Origin of the sequence: Paenibacillus sp. FSL L8-0436, assembly GCF_038593025.1 — a bacterium.
Taxonomy (GTDB): Bacteria; Bacillota; Bacilli; order Paenibacillales; family Paenibacillaceae; genus Paenibacillus_AQ.
This window is the reverse complement of record NZ_CP151955.1, coordinates 2,375,164-2,393,079: the sequence shown is the minus strand read 5'-3', so window position 1 is coordinate 2,393,079 and position 17,916 is coordinate 2,375,164. Positions and strand designations below refer to the sequence as shown.

General features: G+C 50.0%; 17 protein-coding genes and 2 tRNA genes. 1 reads left to right on the top strand and 18 read right to left on the bottom strand.

Annotation, left to right across the window (positions count from 1 at the left end):
* Positions 1–24: 24 nt before the first annotated feature.
* From NSS79_RS10805 to NSS79_RS10795, 3 genes are all read right to left on the bottom strand, one after another.
* Positions 25–1,188, bottom strand: coding sequence for an SMP-30/gluconolactonase/LRE family protein (locus tag NSS79_RS10805; RefSeq protein WP_342439356.1), 1,164 nt, complete (start codon positions 1,186–1,188; stop codon positions 25–27).
* A gap of 32 nt (positions 1,189–1,220) precedes the next feature.
* On the bottom strand, positions 1,221–2,231 hold the full coding sequence (locus tag NSS79_RS10800; protein ID WP_342439355.1) for an NAD(P)-dependent alcohol dehydrogenase: 1,011 nt from the start codon (positions 2,229–2,231) through the stop codon (positions 1,221–1,223).
* A gap of 947 nt (positions 2,232–3,178) precedes the next feature.
* On the bottom strand, positions 3,179–4,015 hold the full coding sequence (locus tag NSS79_RS10795) for an oxidoreductase (RefSeq protein WP_342439354.1): 837 nt from the start codon (positions 4,013–4,015) through the stop codon (positions 3,179–3,181).
* A 90-nt stretch (positions 4,016–4,105) separates the two neighbouring features.
* On the opposite strand from NSS79_RS10795, the gene NSS79_RS10790 reads away from it, so the two are divergent.
* The gene (locus tag NSS79_RS10790; protein ID WP_342439353.1) at positions 4,106–4,498 is read left to right on the top strand and encodes a MerR family transcriptional regulator; all 393 of its coding nucleotides are present in this window, start codon (positions 4,106–4,108) and stop codon (positions 4,496–4,498) included.
* A gap of 161 nt (positions 4,499–4,659) precedes the next feature.
* Here the strand turns inward: NSS79_RS10790 and NSS79_RS10785 are convergent.
* From NSS79_RS10785 to NSS79_RS10715, 15 genes are all read right to left on the bottom strand, one after another.
* Positions 4,660–4,732 (bottom strand) — tRNA-Lys (locus NSS79_RS10785).
* 10 nt (positions 4,733–4,742) lie between these two features.
* Positions 4,743–4,818: transfer RNA gene (locus tag NSS79_RS10780), tRNA-Ala, on the bottom strand.
* Between the two features lie 310 nt (positions 4,819–5,128).
* The gene (locus NSS79_RS10775; RefSeq protein ID WP_342439352.1) at positions 5,129–5,383 is read right to left on the bottom strand and encodes a hypothetical protein; all 255 of its coding nucleotides are present in this window, start codon (positions 5,381–5,383) and stop codon (positions 5,129–5,131) included.
* Positions 5,383–6,090, bottom strand: coding sequence for a M15 family metallopeptidase (locus NSS79_RS10770; protein WP_342439351.1), 708 nt, complete (start codon positions 6,088–6,090; stop codon positions 5,383–5,385). The genes NSS79_RS10775 and NSS79_RS10770 overlap by 1 nt, the downstream gene beginning before the upstream one ends.
* Positions 6,090–6,401 (bottom strand): hypothetical protein, encoded by a 312-nt coding sequence (locus NSS79_RS10765; protein WP_342439350.1) that lies wholly within the window; start codon positions 6,399–6,401, stop codon positions 6,090–6,092. Before NSS79_RS10765 ends, NSS79_RS10770 begins: the two co-directional genes overlap by 1 nt.
* Entirely contained in the window at positions 6,402–6,590 is a 189-nt protein-coding gene (locus tag NSS79_RS10760) for a hypothetical protein (protein WP_342439349.1), read from the bottom strand.
* 68 nt (positions 6,591–6,658) lie between these two features.
* Positions 6,659–7,207: a hypothetical protein gene (locus NSS79_RS10755; protein ID WP_342439348.1), complete on the bottom strand. Its 549-nt coding sequence runs from the start codon at positions 7,205–7,207 to the stop codon at positions 6,659–6,661.
* Between the two features lie 95 nt (positions 7,208–7,302).
* On the bottom strand, positions 7,303–9,384 hold the full coding sequence (locus NSS79_RS10750) for a phage tail protein (RefSeq protein ID WP_342439347.1): 2,082 nt from the start codon (positions 9,382–9,384) through the stop codon (positions 7,303–7,305).
* Between the two features lie 99 nt (positions 9,385–9,483).
* The gene (locus tag NSS79_RS10745) at positions 9,484–10,197 is read right to left on the bottom strand and encodes a GDSL-type esterase/lipase family protein (RefSeq protein WP_342439346.1); all 714 of its coding nucleotides are present in this window, start codon (positions 10,195–10,197) and stop codon (positions 9,484–9,486) included.
* Positions 10,198–10,331: 134 nt separating this feature from the next.
* Positions 10,332–11,732, bottom strand: a complete 1,401-nt coding sequence (locus tag NSS79_RS10740; RefSeq protein ID WP_342439345.1) for a GDSL-type esterase/lipase family protein — start codon at positions 11,730–11,732, stop codon at positions 10,332–10,334.
* Between the two features lie 15 nt (positions 11,733–11,747).
* Positions 11,748–12,548 carry a phage tail domain-containing protein gene (locus NSS79_RS10735; protein ID WP_342439344.1) on the bottom strand — a complete coding sequence of 267 codons (801 nt, stop codon included), beginning with the start codon at positions 12,546–12,548 and terminating at the stop codon, positions 11,748–11,750.
* On the bottom strand, positions 12,545–16,153 hold the full coding sequence (locus NSS79_RS10730; protein ID WP_342439343.1) for a hypothetical protein: 3,609 nt from the start codon (positions 16,151–16,153) through the stop codon (positions 12,545–12,547). The genes NSS79_RS10735 and NSS79_RS10730 overlap by 4 nt, the downstream gene beginning before the upstream one ends.
* Positions 16,150–16,551: a hypothetical protein gene (locus NSS79_RS10725; RefSeq protein ID WP_342439342.1), complete on the bottom strand. Its 402-nt coding sequence runs from the start codon at positions 16,549–16,551 to the stop codon at positions 16,150–16,152. The genes NSS79_RS10730 and NSS79_RS10725 overlap by 4 nt, the downstream gene beginning before the upstream one ends.
* A 308-nt stretch (positions 16,552–16,859) precedes the next feature.
* Positions 16,860–17,318: a hypothetical protein gene (locus NSS79_RS10720; protein ID WP_342439341.1), complete on the bottom strand. Its 459-nt coding sequence runs from the start codon at positions 17,316–17,318 to the stop codon at positions 16,860–16,862.
* A gap of 61 nt (positions 17,319–17,379) precedes the next feature.
* Positions 17,380–17,910, bottom strand: coding sequence for a hypothetical protein (locus NSS79_RS10715; protein WP_342439340.1), 531 nt, complete (start codon positions 17,908–17,910; stop codon positions 17,380–17,382).
* Positions 17,911–17,916 lie beyond the last annotated feature (6 nt).

Here is a 17,916-nt window from a genome sequence, read left to right as displayed (position 1 = left end):
TTTGCACCCTCCCAGATTCCAATCTTATTTTGTTAAAAGCACACGATGAACACCCTTGCTGCCTCCAGGTGCCGTTCCAATATATAAATAACCATTATGGCTTGCAGCCGTAGTTACACCATACAGTTTGCCTTCCGGATCATGCCAGCTTCCGATAAGTTCTCCCTGCGGACTGAACTCCGCAGCAAGCCCATGCTTCACTGGTGCGCTTGCACCGTTAAGCAGCGACTGCGGCACTTTGGCCATGGTACTGGCCAGCCAAGGTTTGCTATGCATCTGATCTACAAAAGAAAGGCGAGTCGTGAAGATACCGACCCAGAAATGACCTTGGTCATCACGCGTAATGTTGTCTGGAAAGCCTGCGAGATTGTCTGCGAAAATATCAGATGTGCCCTCCTTCGGTCCTTTGAGCCAGTATCTGGTCAACTGATAATGATACGATTCTGCCACAAGCACAAAATCTTCATCCGCAGACAAGGCAACCCCGTTTGCAAAATAGAAGCCTTCTAACAGGACGCTCGTCTTCTTGGTCATTGGATCGTACTTCAGCAAACGTCCATGCGGCTTGTTCTCGGCCATTTCCTTGAAGGTCACTTTACCATAATTAGAAGTATCGGAGAAATAAATGGAGCCGTCCTTGGCAATATCAAGCTCATTAGCTAAATAGATCGGCTTGCCGTCCACTTGATCGGCCAATACCTCTATGCTCCCGGATGGGTTTATAGACAGCAGTCCCCTCTGGACATCCGTAACGATCAAATCGCCTTTGGCATCGAATTTAAGCCCATTAGGCGTTCCTTGGGTGTCTGCAAACAGTTGGGCTTTTTGCGGATTTCCCTCTGCATCGAAAGGAACCCTGTAAATTTTCCCGTCTGAATCTCCTGTATATAGCTGGCCTTCTTTATCGAATGTAATGAATTCCGGGAATTGAGGGGCATCAGTAACTAGCTGAGCCGAACTGAGTTTGTTGTTCTGTTGCCACGGACCCGCTTCCTCAAAAGAGGGAGCCGTCGGTGCGGACCATTTTGCCGGTTTGACCGGTGAAGGATAAAGTAAGAAAACAAGTAATCCTACAACGAGCACCGCGAGCAGTGATAGAACCCATCTGGATATCCTAGCACGCAGTGAGCGTTTAGGACGATTCACGCTTTCAGTAGATTTAACGGAGTTAACTGGTTTATTGGGCATTAGAGCGCCTCCTGTATCATTTTTGAGAGATTTTAGATTTGGACTACGATTTTACCAAAATATTGCTTTCCCTCAGCCAAGAGCGCGATAGCTTCTCCAATTCGTTCTAGAGGGAATACACGGTCGATGACGGGATGTAAACGATGATGGGCAATCGCCCGATTCATCTTTTCAAAGTGATCCCGGTTGCCGACTTGACTGCCGCGAACCGTTGCGGCTTTGTGCAAGATGCTGGAGACATCGTATTCCGGAATGGTCAAGCCCGATAAGAACCCGACCATACTCACGGTCCCTCCAGTGCGAAGTGCATTTATGGATTTCCCCATCGTTGCCGCTCCTCCAACATCCAGAACATGGTCGACGCCGCCAGTCAGCTCTAACGCTGCCTTATCCCAATCAGGAACCTCCGAATAGTTGATCGTTTGCCATGCGCCAAGAGCTTTTGCTCGTTCCAGCTTGTCGTTGCTGCTCGACGTGATGATGACTCGTGCTCCGGTCATAAGCGAGAATTGAAGACCGAAGATGGAGACACCGCCTGTTCCTTGCAGCAGCACAGTATCACCCGCTTGCAAACCACCGTATTCGATTAGCATACTCCATGCGGTTAATGCCGCGATCGGCAGGGTGGAGGCCTCCTCATAAGTGAGGTGATCGGGAATAGGAACGACTCCGTCTTCATGTAGAACGACATACTCGGCCGCTACTCCATTCAACGGACCTCCCAGGCTTTCTTCTAACACCCCTGGTCTTGGGCTGCCGCCAATGAAACGCTGTTGAAAATTACCTGCTACTCGTTGTCCGACCTGAAATCTAGTTACGCCTTGTCCAATGGCTACAATTTCTCCCGCTCCGTCTGATAATGGAATGAAGGGGAATTTAACTACGATCGGCATTAATCCGCCGAGGACCACTAGATCCCGATAATTGAGAGAAGCCGCCCTCATGCGGATCAGCACCTCCTTAGGGCCTGGCGTTGGTTTGTCGAGTTCCGTCATGGTTAATTCCTCAAAGCCGAAGCCGTTTGTCAGTTGTATAGCTTTCATTATATTGTCCTCCCTGCAAGATCAGATTGATTACCCCGATTCATATCCCCTTATTTGTCATAGTGGTGCTCTCCTTTTAAATACTATGTTATAATTCAGAAACACCGTTACCAGAACTCAGAAGTATTTTTCGATTTTTTTAAAAGTTAAGTTAAGTGTATTTACGGTAACGGTGTTTCCTTTTGGTATCATTGTATCCACTCCATTTCAGAAAGTCAATATGATTTTTGAACCTCCGTCGTTTTATAGACAAGTTAAGGATCAACTGTATACATTTCCTGCTAAGATGCCTCCTACAATACGAACACACGAAAGTTGAAAACCTACCAAGAAGCTCGCATGCAAAATACTGAAAATCTCCACAAGCTCAACGAGGAAGCATGCGCCATACTGACAACACCGAATCCGATGTCCCTATATTCTGGAATTCGCTCCACGGCGTCATTTTGAAAGATGGAGGCCGTTTTTAAGCCAAGCTGTTGTAATGTTCATGGTACTACTACTGTGAATTTCCGGCTGCGTAAACGGTACGAAGTTATTGATTGTAGTCACTAACTTCTCTGCACAAGAGCAGACCGTCGTCTTGGATGCCCGGCTTCAAAGCCGATCCTTCTGATGACTAATTATCCTTCCTCAGAGCGAACCCGCAACAATCTCAAGACAAGACAAAGACCGCCTTATGGATTACATGCTTTCCATCATAAGGCGGTTTGTAGGTTCGCAGAACCCGTTGCAGTATCTTCTAAATATCTAAAATTCGTTGCAACCACTAGAAATGGGGAAAAACGAAGGTGCTACAATTGCGTTTGACAGTCTCGTTCATGTCAGCGATTGGAACACCGGTCCCGTTCACGGAGTGTCCACACCAAGCGCTCACGTCTACCTGTTCAAAAAACGAGGGCATCCCAACCAGCCATTCATGGCTTTAGGAACTCCCCCCATTACTTTTAATAATCGGTGCTAATTGTTATATCATGGTAGGTCGAAAATAATTTTTGCATACCCGTTAACTTTTCCATTGCCCGCTGATAGGCATCACTCCCTAAAAGAATTCGCAAAGGAACATCACCACGATTCACCAGATCATATATTACCTTGGCAGCTTTGTTAGGGTCTCCCGGCTGGTGTCCAGATAATTCTCTAAGGTTTTTGATATTTTCACCTGCCGTTGCTTGATATGCTTCTATAATATTTACATTTTCAGTTGCAGATCTGCTTGCAAAATCCGTGTTAAAATCGCCTGGTTCTACCAAGGAAATATTAATTCCTAGAGGCTTAACTTCTTGACTTAAACTTTCGGAAAAGCCTTCTAAAGCGAACTTAGTGGCATGATAGTATCCGAAACCTGCAAATGCACGTAAACCGCCTAAAGAAGATATATTTAAAATAGTTCCGCTCTTTTGCTCTCTCATCATTGGTAGCACATGATCTATCATGTGCTTGACTCCCCAGAAATTAACAGCAAACATATTTTCAATTTGCTCATCATCAGCATTTTCAACAGGTGAGAAGTAGGCATAACCTGCGTTATTAACAAGAACATCAATTCCGCCAAACTTTTGCTTGGTTGCTTCAACAACACTTTTAATGTGCTGACTGTTTGTGACGTCTAACGGTAAAACCAAAAGATTGTCATTCTCCTGAGCGCCAGGCAGGTAATGTTCTATGTCTAGCGGATTACGCGATGTTGCTACTACTTTGCACTTTTTAGCTATTAGCTCTAAAACTATGGCTTTCCCTAGTCCAGTCGAAGCTCCCGTAACAAACCATACCTTATTTTCCACCAATCATTATCCTTTCTCTATCAAGCATTTATAAGTTATAATAAATATACAACCTGAGAGTTACTCTCAGTCAAGAGAAAGGAGCATATCATGTACACCATTAATGAGGTAGCAAATTTTACAGGGTTATCTCCCCATACTGTCAGGTTCTATGCTAAAAAAGAGCTGTTTCCAAATATAATCAGAAATCATCAGAATGTACGTCTTTTTTCCTCAAAGGACGTGGAATATGTTGAAATCGTCAAAGCACTGCGCATGACAGGTATGTCGCTTGAGAATATCAAACAATACATCGATTTATGCGAACAGGGATCAGATACCGTGGAAGAACGATATAACATCATAAGAGATCAACAATTATTGGCAGAAGATTACCTTCAAGAAGTCACACAACAAATTATATTGCTACGAAAAAAAGTTAATTATTATCAACAAGCTATTAAGGAGGGTGAAGAAAATATAATTTGGAATCCTCACATATGAAAGTTGAAAGACACAAGTGGTATGAAAAATGGATTGTCCCAACTGTTCATTAAACAAACGTTTTGTGAAATAATGAGCGTTCTATTCTAAGAAGAAATGGGAGCTTCATCCTCCCGCTTCCCGAAAAAGCAAAAAAACGGCATTTCTGCCGTTCTTTAGGATGGACTCTCAGGGGCTCGAACCCTGGACAAATAGATTAAGAGTCTACTGCTCTACCAACTGAGCTAAGAGTCCATATGAAATTTGGTGGAGCCAAGGGGGATCGAACCCCTGACCTCATCGCTGCCAGCGATGCGCTCTCCCAGCTGAGCTATGGCCCCGTAAATTACCCCGTTCTGTCAACGGTCAGTCAGCATACAAACCGCGCTACATCAACGTTTTCCAGCGTTTTATCAACCCGCTCGTTTTCTTCCCGCTCAAATAATATATCACATGGGAGCGCATCGCTGCAAGCTTTTTGTGCGCATATCTGCGAAAATATTTTTCGGAGGCTAGGAAACGTTGATGCAGCGCGGTTTTTTGGCTGCTGACGTTTATCAATCAGATATGCGCTGAGCGCATCGCTGTTAAAACGCAAAAATGGGCGCAGACTCGCGGAATCAATCTCCGTTAGCCTGCGCCCATTTTTCGTTACTCTTCCGTCTTATCTCCGCTTCCCTTTTTCGCTCCGTCCGCAAGGTCTCCGCTCACTTTGTTCGCTGCGTCAGAAAGACCCTCCGCCAGCATGTACGCCACGCACGCGCCGACCGCGCCAATCACGCCGGTTACTTGTAGCGCTACGCTTTCTCCCGCACCAGCCGCCGTTAGTACTGACGTAGCCAGCGCCGCCAACAACGCCCAAAACTTACGCGAGGATAATTTCGCTGCCCAATCGATCTTCTTCATTATACTGCGCCACCTTTCGTTTTAACTACCGCCGTCTTACTTACGTTATCCCACGCAATGACCGCGCCCAGCTTTTCCGCAACCTCACGCAATGGTACGTAAACCGATCCGTCTATGATTACGCCGTCCTTCGCCTTGCATCCGTTAATGACTACGTTCGCCTTATCGACTTTCACTTCGTCGTCCCCCTCGTTTAATTTCGCTATCAGCGTTAATACCGCGTCTGTCTGCGCCTGTGTCGGCTGCTTGCCTGCGCGATACTGCGCGGTTTTGATTCCGAATGTCATTTCGAAATGCGGCATGTCGAGGAACGTTTTCCAATCGCCGCCCCACGTAAAGCCGAGCGCCTTCGCTAGCGCAACCACCTCGTTCCAGTCCGCCCTACCATCGCGATTACCGTCCAGCTTCGTATCCCACGAAACCGAGCGTCCGTCATTCGTCAGCAACGCGAAATCAATCGCAACGCCGAAGTTATGATTCGAATATCCTCCGCGCGCATTTGTGACTACGTTGCCCGGCTTCGAACGGCCCTGTGCGTAAAGCGCGTCCTGTTCCGCAATTGTCCGCAGCCCCTGCGTAATCACGATCGGAATGCCCGCCGCAAACGACCGGTCGATTAACGCCTCAGTCGCCGCTTTTACACACGGAAGAAGCCCGCTCAATTTAGCAGCGGACTTGCTCCGTACCTGTTCGATTGTTAGCGCCATTATGCCGCATCCTTTCCGTTCAAATTCGATTTGATATCGTGTACATCGAGCGCCAGGCTCTCGTACTGACCCGCGAGCGCCTCGAAACGCTGCGTTAAGCCTTCCGCTAGATTCATGAGGCGATCCTCCCGCGCCAGTGCTTCGCTGTGCATGCGGTCACGCTCGACTTTAGCCTCCGCGCTAATCCGTTCCTCGCGCGCCTTTGCTTCGTCTGATATCCGCTGCATCTGCTTCCAGAACGCGTAGGCAACGACCGCAGCGGCCAGCGCGAATATTCCGTTCTTAGCGACTTCCGCCCATAATACGTCCATTTACGCAGCCGCCTCCGTTTCATCCGCTAATGACGCGAGGGCAACGCCGACCGCTTCGTCGAGACTGCGGAGGACTGATTTGCGTTGAGCCGGCGCGATTGATCCGAGGACTGCGCTGATGGCGTCCGTAAGTTCAGCGGCTGGATTAGCGAGATCGACCGTTAATTCGAGTAATGCGCGTGCTTTCATATAACGTCTCCTTTACGTAAAAAGAGCCCCGCCGGGAATGGCGAGACTCTTCGTTATTTGTGCGTATTTTATTTCGATGATGCCGCGAGCTTAGCGTCAATTTCGGTTAGTTTCGTTTGGAGTGTGGCGAGCTCTGTTTTTAGTTGCTCTAGCATCACGGAGTACTTTTCTTTAGCCGCTTTCCATTGCGGTATTGTTGTTGAGTTTGGATTCTCAGCAATCAAGACATCCCAAAAATCAATTTGGCTCTTTTGGAACTCCTCAATTCCTTTTGTCTTTTTCTCTATTTCGGCTTTCAGTTTTTCTCGTTCTGCCTCCAGAGCTACAGGCTCCACCTGTGTTGTTTCTCCGACTGCTGGCGCAGCATCCGATCGTTCTGCCATAATAATCTTCTTCCCCTCTACGGTCAGTTTTGACCCGGTCGCTTCCGCTATAGCTCTCACAGGCGCATAAGTAGAGCCATTGATTACCACGGCGTCAGCGACCTTTGTTCCGTTTCTCTCTATTGAAAACAAGCCCTGAACTTTTTGTCCGATCAGACTCGACGAATCTGCAAACGCAGAAGCACCCGCAAACAGCAATACCCCAACTATTAAACCGGATACGAATTTTTTCATAGATTAACCCCCGTAATGGTATTTTCCTTATTGTACCACTACGCAAATGATGTCGTAAACGTTTCACCTTGTTTGATACACTAATATAGGTTAGCTTACGCTCCTATTGCTAACCATATCGCGTTTAACTCATCGCGGAGTGTAACATTATCTGCGGTACTGTAAAAATCTCCCCATGAAGGTACCCGTACTCGTCCGGCTCCGGGTTGGAGGTCAATATTTGTCCCCGATAGTGTCGCGTTTCCAAACGCCGCGATAGCCATACCAATTCCCGGCGAGTTATAAATAGTAGACTGATTCCCGTCCGCAGTAAAAATAATCTTACTTACCCCTCCTTCATACGCCGGTATCTGAATACCGTTATTAGCGTCAGCATATACGCCAAACGCCACGCTTGTCGGATCGATTACTACGCGCGGATATACGGAGTCTGACGTTTGTATCTTAGCGCCCGTAATCGTTCCGCCCGCGAATATGCCGCCCTCTGCGTAAACGTCTCCGCCGGCACTTACCGTAAACTTTCCGCTACCTACGTTAATCGACGAGCCGATAATCTCCCCGTCCGTAAACCGCGACGTCAGTATCTTCGCAGAGTTAGCGGTCAGACTATTCGCGACCAAGTTGCCTGCCATATCCAAGCGAAACGGAGCGCTGTTAAAGTCCGCATGGCCGGCGCTGATTCCGTGCGTATTAATCTTAACTACGTTATTGTCTGCGCCGATTACCATGCTTACGAAGTTACCGAGTTGTCCTACGATTGTCTCCGCCACGATACCGGTCGCTGTAATAGCGGTCCGCGCTGTCACTCCGCCGTCCGTAGATAGAATGATGCCGTTAGACGTATGGACTACGAGGTCGTCCGGATCAATCGTAGACTGCAGCACGATCCCGCGCGTATCGTATTTAACCTCCGTCTTACTTGCGTTGATCTCCTTAACCGCAGCCGCCGCGAATGCCTCGAACGCTTCTGCCCGGATTCTTCCGCCACTAAATACGTTGTCGATCGCACGCCGCGTTGATTCTAGGTCCGCTATGATCTGCGCATAATCTCGCCGCTGGACGTTAGCGATCGTTCCTTGTGTGTGCTTGTTGCGTGTATACGGATACTCGGTCAACTCCGTGATCCTTGCGTTGACATGCGCGAGGTCCATATCCGGATCAACCAGCGTAACGGTATCGCCGAGGCCCGGTCGCGGCTCCGTACTGTCGAGCTTGTATAAGTCCGCAGCCGATACCCTGACCTCAAGCGCCGGGACTTCGCGTTCGGCCAATCGTAAGCGCGCGGCCTCCAATAGCTTAACGGGATCGGTAACGTCCTGCTCCGTCAGCAGATCGTCATAGTACGGAACGCTTGCGCTGGCCCACGCAGCAGCATACGGAGATACGAGATAGTTGACGCGGATAATGCCGTCAGTGATTGCGTTCGGGTCCGCCGCTAAGAGCCGCGCGCGTTCGTCCGCCGTAAGTATCGACGCTGGCTGCCCGATCCATGTGCGCGAGTCTTTCATTTCCGCAAACAACCGCGTGCACAGCGAAGACGTATCGTCGCTTGCGGACGAACTTACGATATTCTTGCCGATGCGGTACTGCAGCGCGGAGTTAACATCGCCGATCTTTTTGCGCAGGTGAATAACGAAATTATCCGGATCGACCTCCGCGCCGTAGAGATTGATTACCGCGTTAAGCGCTTCGAGACAGTTACCGCCGCCGAACTCTTTGACGTCCGCGAGATCGAACGTGTCGTCGACGGAAATAGTAAAGCGCCCACCCGTAGCCGCCGAGATGAGCGCTGTTAATTCCGTTATGTGTTTACCGTAGCCCTCCGCGATATATGACGCGTAGGGAAATTTATAATCCGCGAGTTTATACATGACGTGAGTGCACGATATCTGCGCGGTTAGCTTGCGGCCGTCGCGGTTGCGCTGGCGCTTGTTGATTACGTAATATTGACCGCGCTCGTCCTGTACGTGGCCTTTTAGCGGCAGCTTATCGCGGTAATCTGCGGACGATAACGGGACGGTGAAAGCGAGCGTGTAGTCGGCGTTGATACGGCGTGTGCGCGTAACGTCGTCTGCGGAGACGAGCGCTCCGATTGGCGTGAGATGGCGGTCAAGCGAGAGTAGCGTTGAGATGGTAGCGTCCTCCTTTCGTGTGAAAACGGAATAATTGCGCAGCACAAAGAGCCCCGCGCGTGGGAGCGTGGGGCTTGCGTGAGCAATGCGAGTTGGTGCACAGTATGGAATCCCGAGCATCACGCAATTTAATTATTGATATTATCAAAGATACTTTTCAAGTACTTTTCTCCAAAGTTTATACCCCTCACCGTTCAAGTGTATGCCTTCTATTGTCAATGTTTTTAATAATTGATTTTGTTCTGAAAGCTCCGAGTAAACATCGACGTACTCATATCCAAATTTGCTAGCAGTTTCTTTCAGTTTAGTATTAAGACTAACTACATCCGTGTTATGTATAGCATCTCCATACATTTCGTTGTTAACTGGCAAAACGCTTTGGATATACACTTTAGTATCTGGAGAACTTGTTTTAAATGATTTCATGATTTCAGAATAGTTCGAAACAATTTTCTTTATCGACCTCTTTTCGTATAGATCATTTATCCCTGCCATAATGAAAACTTTACTAGGCTTTGCCTCGATAACACTGTTTAACCTACTCTTGATCCCTTCGGTTGTATCACTATTAATACCTCTATTAATAGTACCGGAATTTGGAAACCATTCATCCCACAATCCTCTGTTAGTGATACTGTCCCCTAAAAATATTGTTTTATTCTGCGGTAATATCGTACTTTCGTAGATATTTTCTCTCTCAATATAGTAGGGGTTATCCGAATATTTCAATGCCTTATCCTCCAGCTTTGACAGCACAAAATTAACCCCGCCAACCTTGTAAGTGATCAACAGAACGACACAAGCCATAAAGATGTTTGTAACCAAAGACAGAGTTAAGATAATTTTTATCTTTTTCATATAATTTCCCACCTTTTGAAGTATAAACATAGCTTAACATATCAAAGGTGGGATATACCTACATATTTTTCCTCTAGTGTAAAATAAAACTTAAAATTTGTAGCTTTTACTGTCAGGCAATGCTGCTCGTTGGTTCAACGAATTACATTTATATAGGCGGTATCAATTTTCAATTCAAATGGCGAGGTCGCGTTACCTCTCACCGTGAATCTGGTGGTCGACGTGCCTGCTGGTGGGCTAAAATCCTTATATATCTTAACGAATGGGATTCCTGTAGCGTACCAAATTTCGTCAACGATAATGCTACCGATTGATGTCCCGCCTGAATTGAAAAACTCAAACGTTGCCGCGACGTTAGCGTTGTTGGCGCCGCCGTCTGTCCGGTCGGTCAACGTAAATTCTAAGCCGCATTGGAAGCGATATGTTGCGTTTTCTGTCAAAGCTCCGATAGTTTGGTAGATACCACTCGTTCCAACCGTAGTAGAAGTTTTTGTAATGACTTGCCGCTTACCGCCGGAAGGGTTATCTATAAGACTGAACGTAGTATGGGAAGTGTCTACCGCTGTCCAACTGTTAGCCAGACCGTCAGCATTCGTGTCTAGCGTAAAGATGCCGTTTTCAAGGATCGGGTATTCACCTTTAAAGAGGTTAAACGGATAGTCAATATTATTTTGAGTAGGAACCTCAAAGCATTTAGCTACTTCTCGCGCACCCAAAAGCGCTCCATATGTGGCCCAGTGAAGATTGTCGGCATTGTGAAGTACATAATCCAGCGGAGTACCGTCCTCTTTCGCCAAAGTGTTGTACATATCAACGAACCGGATGCTTTTTTCTTGGCACATATGAAGCAGGCATGAGTTAAAAATTCGTATAGCTGCATTATCACCGGGAAAGTCTCCGCGCGGCAATACCGACAACACAATCGGCTTTATTCCGTTGGTAATGAGTGTGTCTAAGATATACTCATAATGTCCTAGAGTGATATCGCGCGACTCTCCACCATGAATAGGATTGGTTCCCATGAGCATGAGGCAGTATTCTGGATGTAGGTCGAGTACGTCTTCCTTTAATCTGTTTCGCACATCCACTACCCAGCTACCCCATACCGCGTTATTTATAATCTCGCGTTTCAGCATCATGCTTAACCACATTGCCATGCTCGCGCCGTTGGTCCCACCCTTCGCCGTGCTATCACCTATAACCACGAGATAGGGCTTTCTAGTCACAGCGTATATCAAATCTTCCTGCGCCGCCTTTGCCGCCAACTGCGCAGTAACCACGCCATGCTCCGTATCCAACCGCTCACGCAGCGTCCCGTAATCCTCACGCGCATCCACAATTTCGACGTTACTCTCACCGCCGCTCGCTACGATATTGTCAATACGGTCACTCTGCGCTGTCTGTTCCGTTTCCACCGTCGCAATCCGCCCGCGATGATCCGTTAAGTCCGTTTCGATATCCGCAAAGTTAGCGTTATGCTTCGCCAGATTCGCCAAGTCCAGCGCGCTCGATATTACGCGTCTTACAAATCCCATTCGCAATTACCTCCGTTAGTATAAGTATTTATAGCGGAATACAAACTCAATCCGCACGTTAACCGCAGCGCCCGTAACCGTAAACGTCGTGTCGCCCGGTAACAACGTCGGAAACACGCGGTTACTCATCGCGTAGGCATTCGCGCCATTCTTTTTCACCGTCTGCTTATCCGTTGCGCAATCGATCTCGATAACGTCAGAGGGACCAGTTGATCCCGTTAGCGTCAGCGTATCGAATCCGTCCGATAATGATAGATTTGTAAACGCACCGGAAATCCGAATCAGCGGTCCGACATCGTTCGATCCCGCGTTATTCACCGTGAACGTCTGACCGCTATGCGTGATTTCTACGCTGTGATCCGTATAAAAATAGCCCTCCCCGAAGGAAAGGCCGTCACCGTATTCGTGTAATTCCGTAGTCTGTGCGGACGTCGGCCACGGATCGTTCATCCGCAACTGTACGTCGATCAAGCGCGAGCCGGTCGCACCGAGCTGCAGCGTTCCCGCATATACGCATCGCCACTTTTTGTCCGGCATGTCTTTAAACTCTAGCGCCAGCTCTCCGCGTCTCGCGTTAAATGTGCGGGCGAGATTCGCAACCGTTGCGTTAAACTCCTCCGCCCCTACCGTAATTTCGAACGTCAGCGTCAGCGTTCGCGGGCCGTAATTAGCGCCGAAGTCGAGCACGCCGTCTCTGTCCGCGAGTTTAAGCGTATTGTCCTCAACGTCGGGCAAAACGGGAAGACGACGCTCAAAAAGCGCCGCCCCTACCGTTGACATCCATATTCCGTTTATGTTTACGTCTGGTTTCGTCAATCCGTTTTCACCCCCGCCGCTTGGATACGTGACACAGCGCGCGCACGCTCATCGTAAAGCATCTCTATGTCAGCGCGGTCCTTAAGCTCGACGTCATTAACGCTCATATCTATCTTCTGCGTAATCTGCGTAACGGCCGCCGGAGCCTGCGCGGCCATACGCGGAATCGGAATCGCGCCCCATAACGCTGATTGCTGCTGCGCGTTAAGTTTGATTCCGCCTGCGCTCGACATGATAGGTGCTGCCGCCCCAATTACGCCTGTGCCTACGCTTGTCTTCGCTGCTGTCTGCGGTGACTTAACGGTTGCCATCTTCGCGTTGTACTGCGTGATGAACGCGTCAAGCTCCGTAAGGATCGCGGTATTCGCGCCGTTACTCGCGCTAACTCGATACGCTGCGATTCCGTCTTCGACCGTTTTGATATTGCCGCTATACGCTTCGAACGAACTCAATAGCGCACTGTACTGCGCCTCGGCTGCGGATTTCTCAGCGTCGTACGCCTGACCCTTCGCGTCCTTTTCGTCCTTGAGCGCGTCCTGCTGCGATTCGAGCGTACGGTCCGTAAGATCGCGGTCGTGTTCGAGTTGCATACGCTCGATTTCCTTGAGTACCGCGTCACGTTCCGCTATGCCTTCGGGTCCGACTGCGCTCTGCAATTCCGCTGCCCGCGCACGTTTCTCGCGTAATTGCGTTTCGTAATCAGCATCCGCGCTCAGCGTTTTATTAGCGTCGCGTAGCTTTTGGATCGCATCAATCCGCGAATCGTAATCGTCCATAGCGGCCTTTTTGCGCTCGTCGATTGCGTCGAGGTCCGCCTTCTTTGCGTCGTTAATCGCGTCCTTTTGCGCCTTGACGAGATCGTCCGCGAGTGCTACCGTCTGCTTCGTGAGTTCCTTGCGGGATTGATACGCCTGTTCGTCGGCCTTCGCGTAATATTCGCTGTCCTTCGCGTAGCGGTTACGAATACGAGTCCACGCGTCGAGTTTCATCCGCGCTATTTCCGCTTCCGACTTGCCCGCGTCTTCCATACGGCGCTCTTCTGCGTCGATCCATTTCGCAGAGGCTTCGTATTGGTCGCGAGCTTCCGCCTCGGTCGCACTCGCTACGTCCTTACGCGCTTGACGGCGCTGATCATCGGCGGCTTTATACTGCTCCGAATCCTTAGCGTATCGGTCACGTAATCGCGTCCAGCTTGCGAGTTTCACCTCCGCTATCTGCAGCTCCGTTTTGCCGGCGTCTTCCATGCGCTTCTCTTCCGCGTCGATCCACGTTGTGCTGAAATCGTAGCGTGATTGTACGGAATCTTCCGATAAGCTCTTAAGCTGGAGCGTGAGAGTTCGCGCGTCTTCTACGGACTCTTTCAAAAACTGCGCGTGCTTCTTCCGCAACTCTTCGTATTTCTTGATCTGCTGGTCCGCAGTCATATCGTAAAAGTCCGCTTGAAACTGGACGGTCTTAAGGTCCGCGTCATATGCGGCTTTACGCGCTTCGGCAGCGAGTTCGGCCGCTGTCTTGCCGGTCTTTTCCTTTGCCTTCGCTTCTTTTTTCGGATTTGGCGCAATGATCCCTTTATCAAACGTCTGCGTACCGCTCTCCACTTGCGAGGCTAGCTTCTGCAGATCGCGCGCGGCATTGGAGTATTTCTGTTGCTGCGCGAGTGCTGCGTCCCGCGCCTTCGTAGTCTCCGCCGTAACCTTTGACGTAAGCGCGTTGTTAAACACGATGTCCATTACGTCAGGCGTCTTGCCTTGCCCCACCGACTCCGCAAATGTTGCCGCGCGAGTTCCGGAGACCTGAGCCATAGCTTCGATCAGCCGCGTATAGTTTGCAATCTGCGCCTCGACCGATTTCGCCTGCGCCTCATTCTCCGTTGCAAAGTTTCGAATACGCTGCGATGCATGCTCGGCGGCTTGATCCGTGAACTTCTTATCCGTAGCAATTTGCGCAATGATTACGTCTATGTTATCCGCACGGATACGGCCGTCTTCGCCTTGCTGCGCGTTAAGCTCCGGATATTGTTCGATAAGAGATTCCGTAATGTCGACGAGACGGCTTTTCTGTGAGGCGTCTAGCGTCTGGAGCGACGAGAGGTCCCGAAATTGCGTAGCCAGCGCGCTCATTTGTACCAGCGTAGCCTTCTTCGTCGCGAGCGCTTCATACTCGGCCTTGTCCTGTTCGGTAACGCGGTCGACCGAATATTTGAGCGCCTGGTTTAATTCGCCTAGTTTATCCGTGGCCTGCTCGACGCCGTCATAACCCATGCTGCGGAGATTATCGTCCATCTTTTCGAGTTCGTCGTTAATGTCCATTGATTCCGACAGCATCGCCGGCGTACCTTCGCCCCGCTGACCGGCGGCTTGAATCTCGTTGATGCGCTCCTGCAGCTCTGCACGCTTTTCTAACGCGGAGTTAAGCTCGTCCGCTTTAGCTCGCAGCGTCTCATCATCCGCAGCAGACCGGTCGATTGGCGCTTTTTCAAGCAGCTCGTTAAGCTCTTTCTGCGCGGCCAACATCTCTTCGGTAGCCGCTTTATCTTTCGCTTTGGCTGCCGTTAATGCGCCGAATGCGGTCGCCAGAGCACCGACTGCTAAAAGCGCAATACCTAACGGTCCAGTCGCAAGGCCGAGCCCTGCCGCTGCGGCTTTGATCGCGGTAAACAACATCGGGATTACTTTTAGCGCCGTTGATAGAGACGTAAGGATAACGATAAATCCGAGTACTCCGGCTGTTCCCGTAGCGAGTCCGGATACAAGTTCCTTATTCGCGGATGTAAATTCCGCCAGTTCAATAATTAACGGAGTCAGCGTTTCCAGCGCTTTTTGTACGACCGGAGTAAACGCTTCGCCCATTGCGACCGTGGCTTGATTCGTCGCTTGAGTAAACCGTGCCTGACTACCGATGATCCCTTGCATCGCCTGATCCGCGTTACCGACGTAATAGACACCCTCGCGGATAAATCCGTTATACGCCGCTTGAATCTTTTGCGCATCCGTCAATTTACCGACGGTCGTACCAATCGAGGCCGCGTATTCCTTTTGCATAACGCTGAGATTCTTCGTCACACCGACCGCATCCGCGAGCACGGAGTTACCGTTCTTAATCCCGTCGAGTGACGCCTGTATCGCGCCGCCCATCGTATAAAAGGACTGCCGTCCGTATGCCGCTGAATCCGCGAGCGACGTAATCAGCTTCGTTGACTCGTCGAGGCTGAGTCCGGTTGACAGCGCAGTCTTATACGCCTGTGCCGCCTCAGTTAACGATAGGAATCCGCGTGATGCGAGATCCTGTACGGCTGCGTTCGCATCTTTTGTCTGAACTCCGAATCCCTTCGCAACCGCGTTAAGCCCCGCAAACGCCGAGTGTAATTTCGTAGCTGCGTCGACTGCGCGCTGCATCTCGTTAACCAGCTTCGATAGTCCTGCGCCAGCCGCAAGCCCCGCAATCGCGCTGCCCATATCGCGGAATCCGTCAGCGCCGCGTCGTGTATCACCTTCGAGTTCGCGTATTCTACGCCGTGCTTCTTCGAGCTGGCGTCGGAACTCCGTCATTTCGAGTGTAATTCGTGCGCGGATTTCTCCGACGTTTCCCGCGCTCCCTGTCGTCATCTTAGCGCCCTCCTTATCGCGTCATTTATAAACCGTTGATATAGCCGCTCGTTCGTGCGCAGCGGCCGCGATAGGAACTTCGGACGCGTGCCGGGCGTTGTCGGGCTCTTATACTCGCCCATTTCGTGTACTCGTAGCGCATAGTTAAAGCGGACGCCGCTCGATCCTTCTTCCGTTGCGGAATAAAACACCTCTCCGTATATCTGACCGTTCTCCTTCGTGACCTTTTTGCCCGCCGTTATCCGCAGAGTCCCCGTCTTAAGTGGCGCTTCATTACGTGATGTCGCGAGCAAATGGTCCGTAGCGTCGTGTACTCCGGATATCGCTGCGGCAATAACAGCGGACTCACGCTCCGCTAGAAATCGGTACAATCCCGACGTGTCTGCGCTAAAATCCATATCCGATCACCTCGCCCCTATCCGCATCTGCTCGCGCAGTAACTTAATTCCGGCCTCGTCGTATTTCGGTGTACTACTCTGCGTAAATCCAGCCGCATTACGTAAGCCGTCCGCGTAGCTTCGGAAGTCGTCAACGTTTGTTGAGTGCGACATGACGGTAACGTTGAGCGCGTCCAATGTTTCGCCGGCCTTGCGCCGTGTCTCCGCTTCAAGCACATCGAGTAAGTCCATAACGTAGTAGCCGCGCTCAAACTCGACTTGCGTCTTGCCCAGGCGTACGGCTGCGTCGATAAAAAACTGCTCAACCGTTATTCCGCGCTCATCGCTGCGTCCGCTGCTTTGTCCAGCGTTTGCGTCAGCTTTAGAGCGCCTTGCACGTTTTTTAGGAGTCCGCCGAAATCGTTCACGCGCGCAACGGCGACAAAGTACGCCATCAATTCGTCTGGAGATACGTTCTCGTCGATCCACGCCGGCTCAAGGCCCGTCAGCACCGCGACCACGTTAACAACGTCGTCAATCGCGCTCTCCACTACCGCAAGCAAATACGCAACCCGGCTATCCGCTGGCGCTGTTATTACGCTGATTAACATTTGCGGCAACGTGCCGACTACGCTGTATAACTCGCGCCATTGTCCGATCGTTACTTTACGTACCTTTACCGCCTGGCCGCCGAGGAGGATTACCGACGGGTCGATTACGGGTGTCTGCGGGGTTTCTTGCTCGGCTGCTTCCGCCGCTTTATCTGAACGCTTAAATAGCTGCATCATTTTCGCTCCTTGTAATAAAAATAGAGGCGCAGTTAAGCGCCCCTTTCATGTCGTGCGTTGCTTACGGAGTTGCGGTAATCGTATCGTCGCCCATAATGAGAATGACGCCGGTTCCATCTGGAGTAGAACGAAGTGTTACGTTGGTGATACGTTCGTTCTCATTGTTATACGAATAGGACAAGTCCGTTTCACTGTATGCAAGGGGAAGCGTTACCCATGTGTCAGGGTCGGTCAGCCCTGCCAACGGTTTGATAACGGCTTTCTTTGCGGTATCAATCAGATTCAATCCAACGCCAGTCTTAATATTAACCTTCGACCCGCCTGCTCCAGTAATAACTTCTGCACCCGCCATGATTTTCGGAATGATGGATAGTTCGTACTCACCGAACGGAACTGTAACGCTGACATTACGCCCGGTTACTCGCTTACCTACAATTGACTCACCGGTCTGGTCCGTTTTCTGATCTCTGTATGTTGTTTCCGTGTTGAGTACGACTCCGCCTATAGTAGTCTCAAACTTAATCAAATCCGCGCCTGTACCGTACTCGACGATAGCCGGCCCTATTTCAATCTTGCTAAAATTTTGCGCCATTTAGTG

Excerpts from the sequence above, each read along its gene's own strand:
- NSS79_RS10805 (WP_342439356.1), bottom strand. The coding sequence starts at position 1,188 with ATGCCCAATAAACCAGTTAACTCCGTTAAATCTACTGAAAGCGTGAAT.
- NSS79_RS10800 (WP_342439355.1), bottom strand. The coding sequence starts at position 2,231 with ATGAAAGCTATACAACTGACAAACGGCTTCGGCTTTGAGGAATTAACC.
- NSS79_RS10790 (WP_342439353.1), top strand. The coding sequence starts at position 4,106 with ATGTACACCATTAATGAGGTAGCAAATTTTACAGGGTTATCTCCCCAT.
- NSS79_RS10775 (WP_342439352.1), bottom strand. The coding sequence starts at position 5,383 with ATGAAGAAGATCGATTGGGCAGCGAAATTATCCTCGCGTAAGTTTTGG.
- NSS79_RS10770 (WP_342439351.1), bottom strand. The coding sequence starts at position 6,090 with ATGGCGCTAACAATCGAACAGGTACGGAGCAAGTCCGCTGCTAAATTG.
- NSS79_RS10765 (WP_342439350.1), bottom strand. The coding sequence starts at position 6,401 with ATGGACGTATTATGGGCGGAAGTCGCTAAGAACGGAATATTCGCGCTG.
- NSS79_RS10760 (WP_342439349.1), bottom strand. The coding sequence starts at position 6,590 with ATGAAAGCACGCGCATTACTCGAATTAACGGTCGATCTCGCTAATCCA.
- NSS79_RS10755 (WP_342439348.1), bottom strand. The coding sequence starts at position 7,207 with ATGAAAAAATTCGTATCCGGTTTAATAGTTGGGGTATTGCTGTTTGCG.
- NSS79_RS10745 (WP_342439346.1), bottom strand. The coding sequence starts at position 10,197 with ATGAAAAAGATAAAAATTATCTTAACTCTGTCTTTGGTTACAAACATC.
- NSS79_RS10740 (WP_342439345.1), bottom strand. The coding sequence starts at position 11,732 with ATGGGATTTGTAAGACGCGTAATATCGAGCGCGCTGGACTTGGCGAAT.
- NSS79_RS10730 (WP_342439343.1), bottom strand. The coding sequence starts at position 16,153 with ATGACGACAGGGAGCGCGGGAAACGTCGGAGAAATCCGCGCACGAATT.
- NSS79_RS10725 (WP_342439342.1), bottom strand. The coding sequence starts at position 16,551 with ATGGATTTTAGCGCAGACACGTCGGGATTGTACCGATTTCTAGCGGAG.
- NSS79_RS10720 (WP_342439341.1), bottom strand. The coding sequence starts at position 17,318 with ATGATGCAGCTATTTAAGCGTTCAGATAAAGCGGCGGAAGCAGCCGAG.
- NSS79_RS10715 (WP_342439340.1), bottom strand. The coding sequence starts at position 17,910 with ATGGCGCAAAATTTTAGCAAGATTGAAATAGGGCCGGCTATCGTCGAG.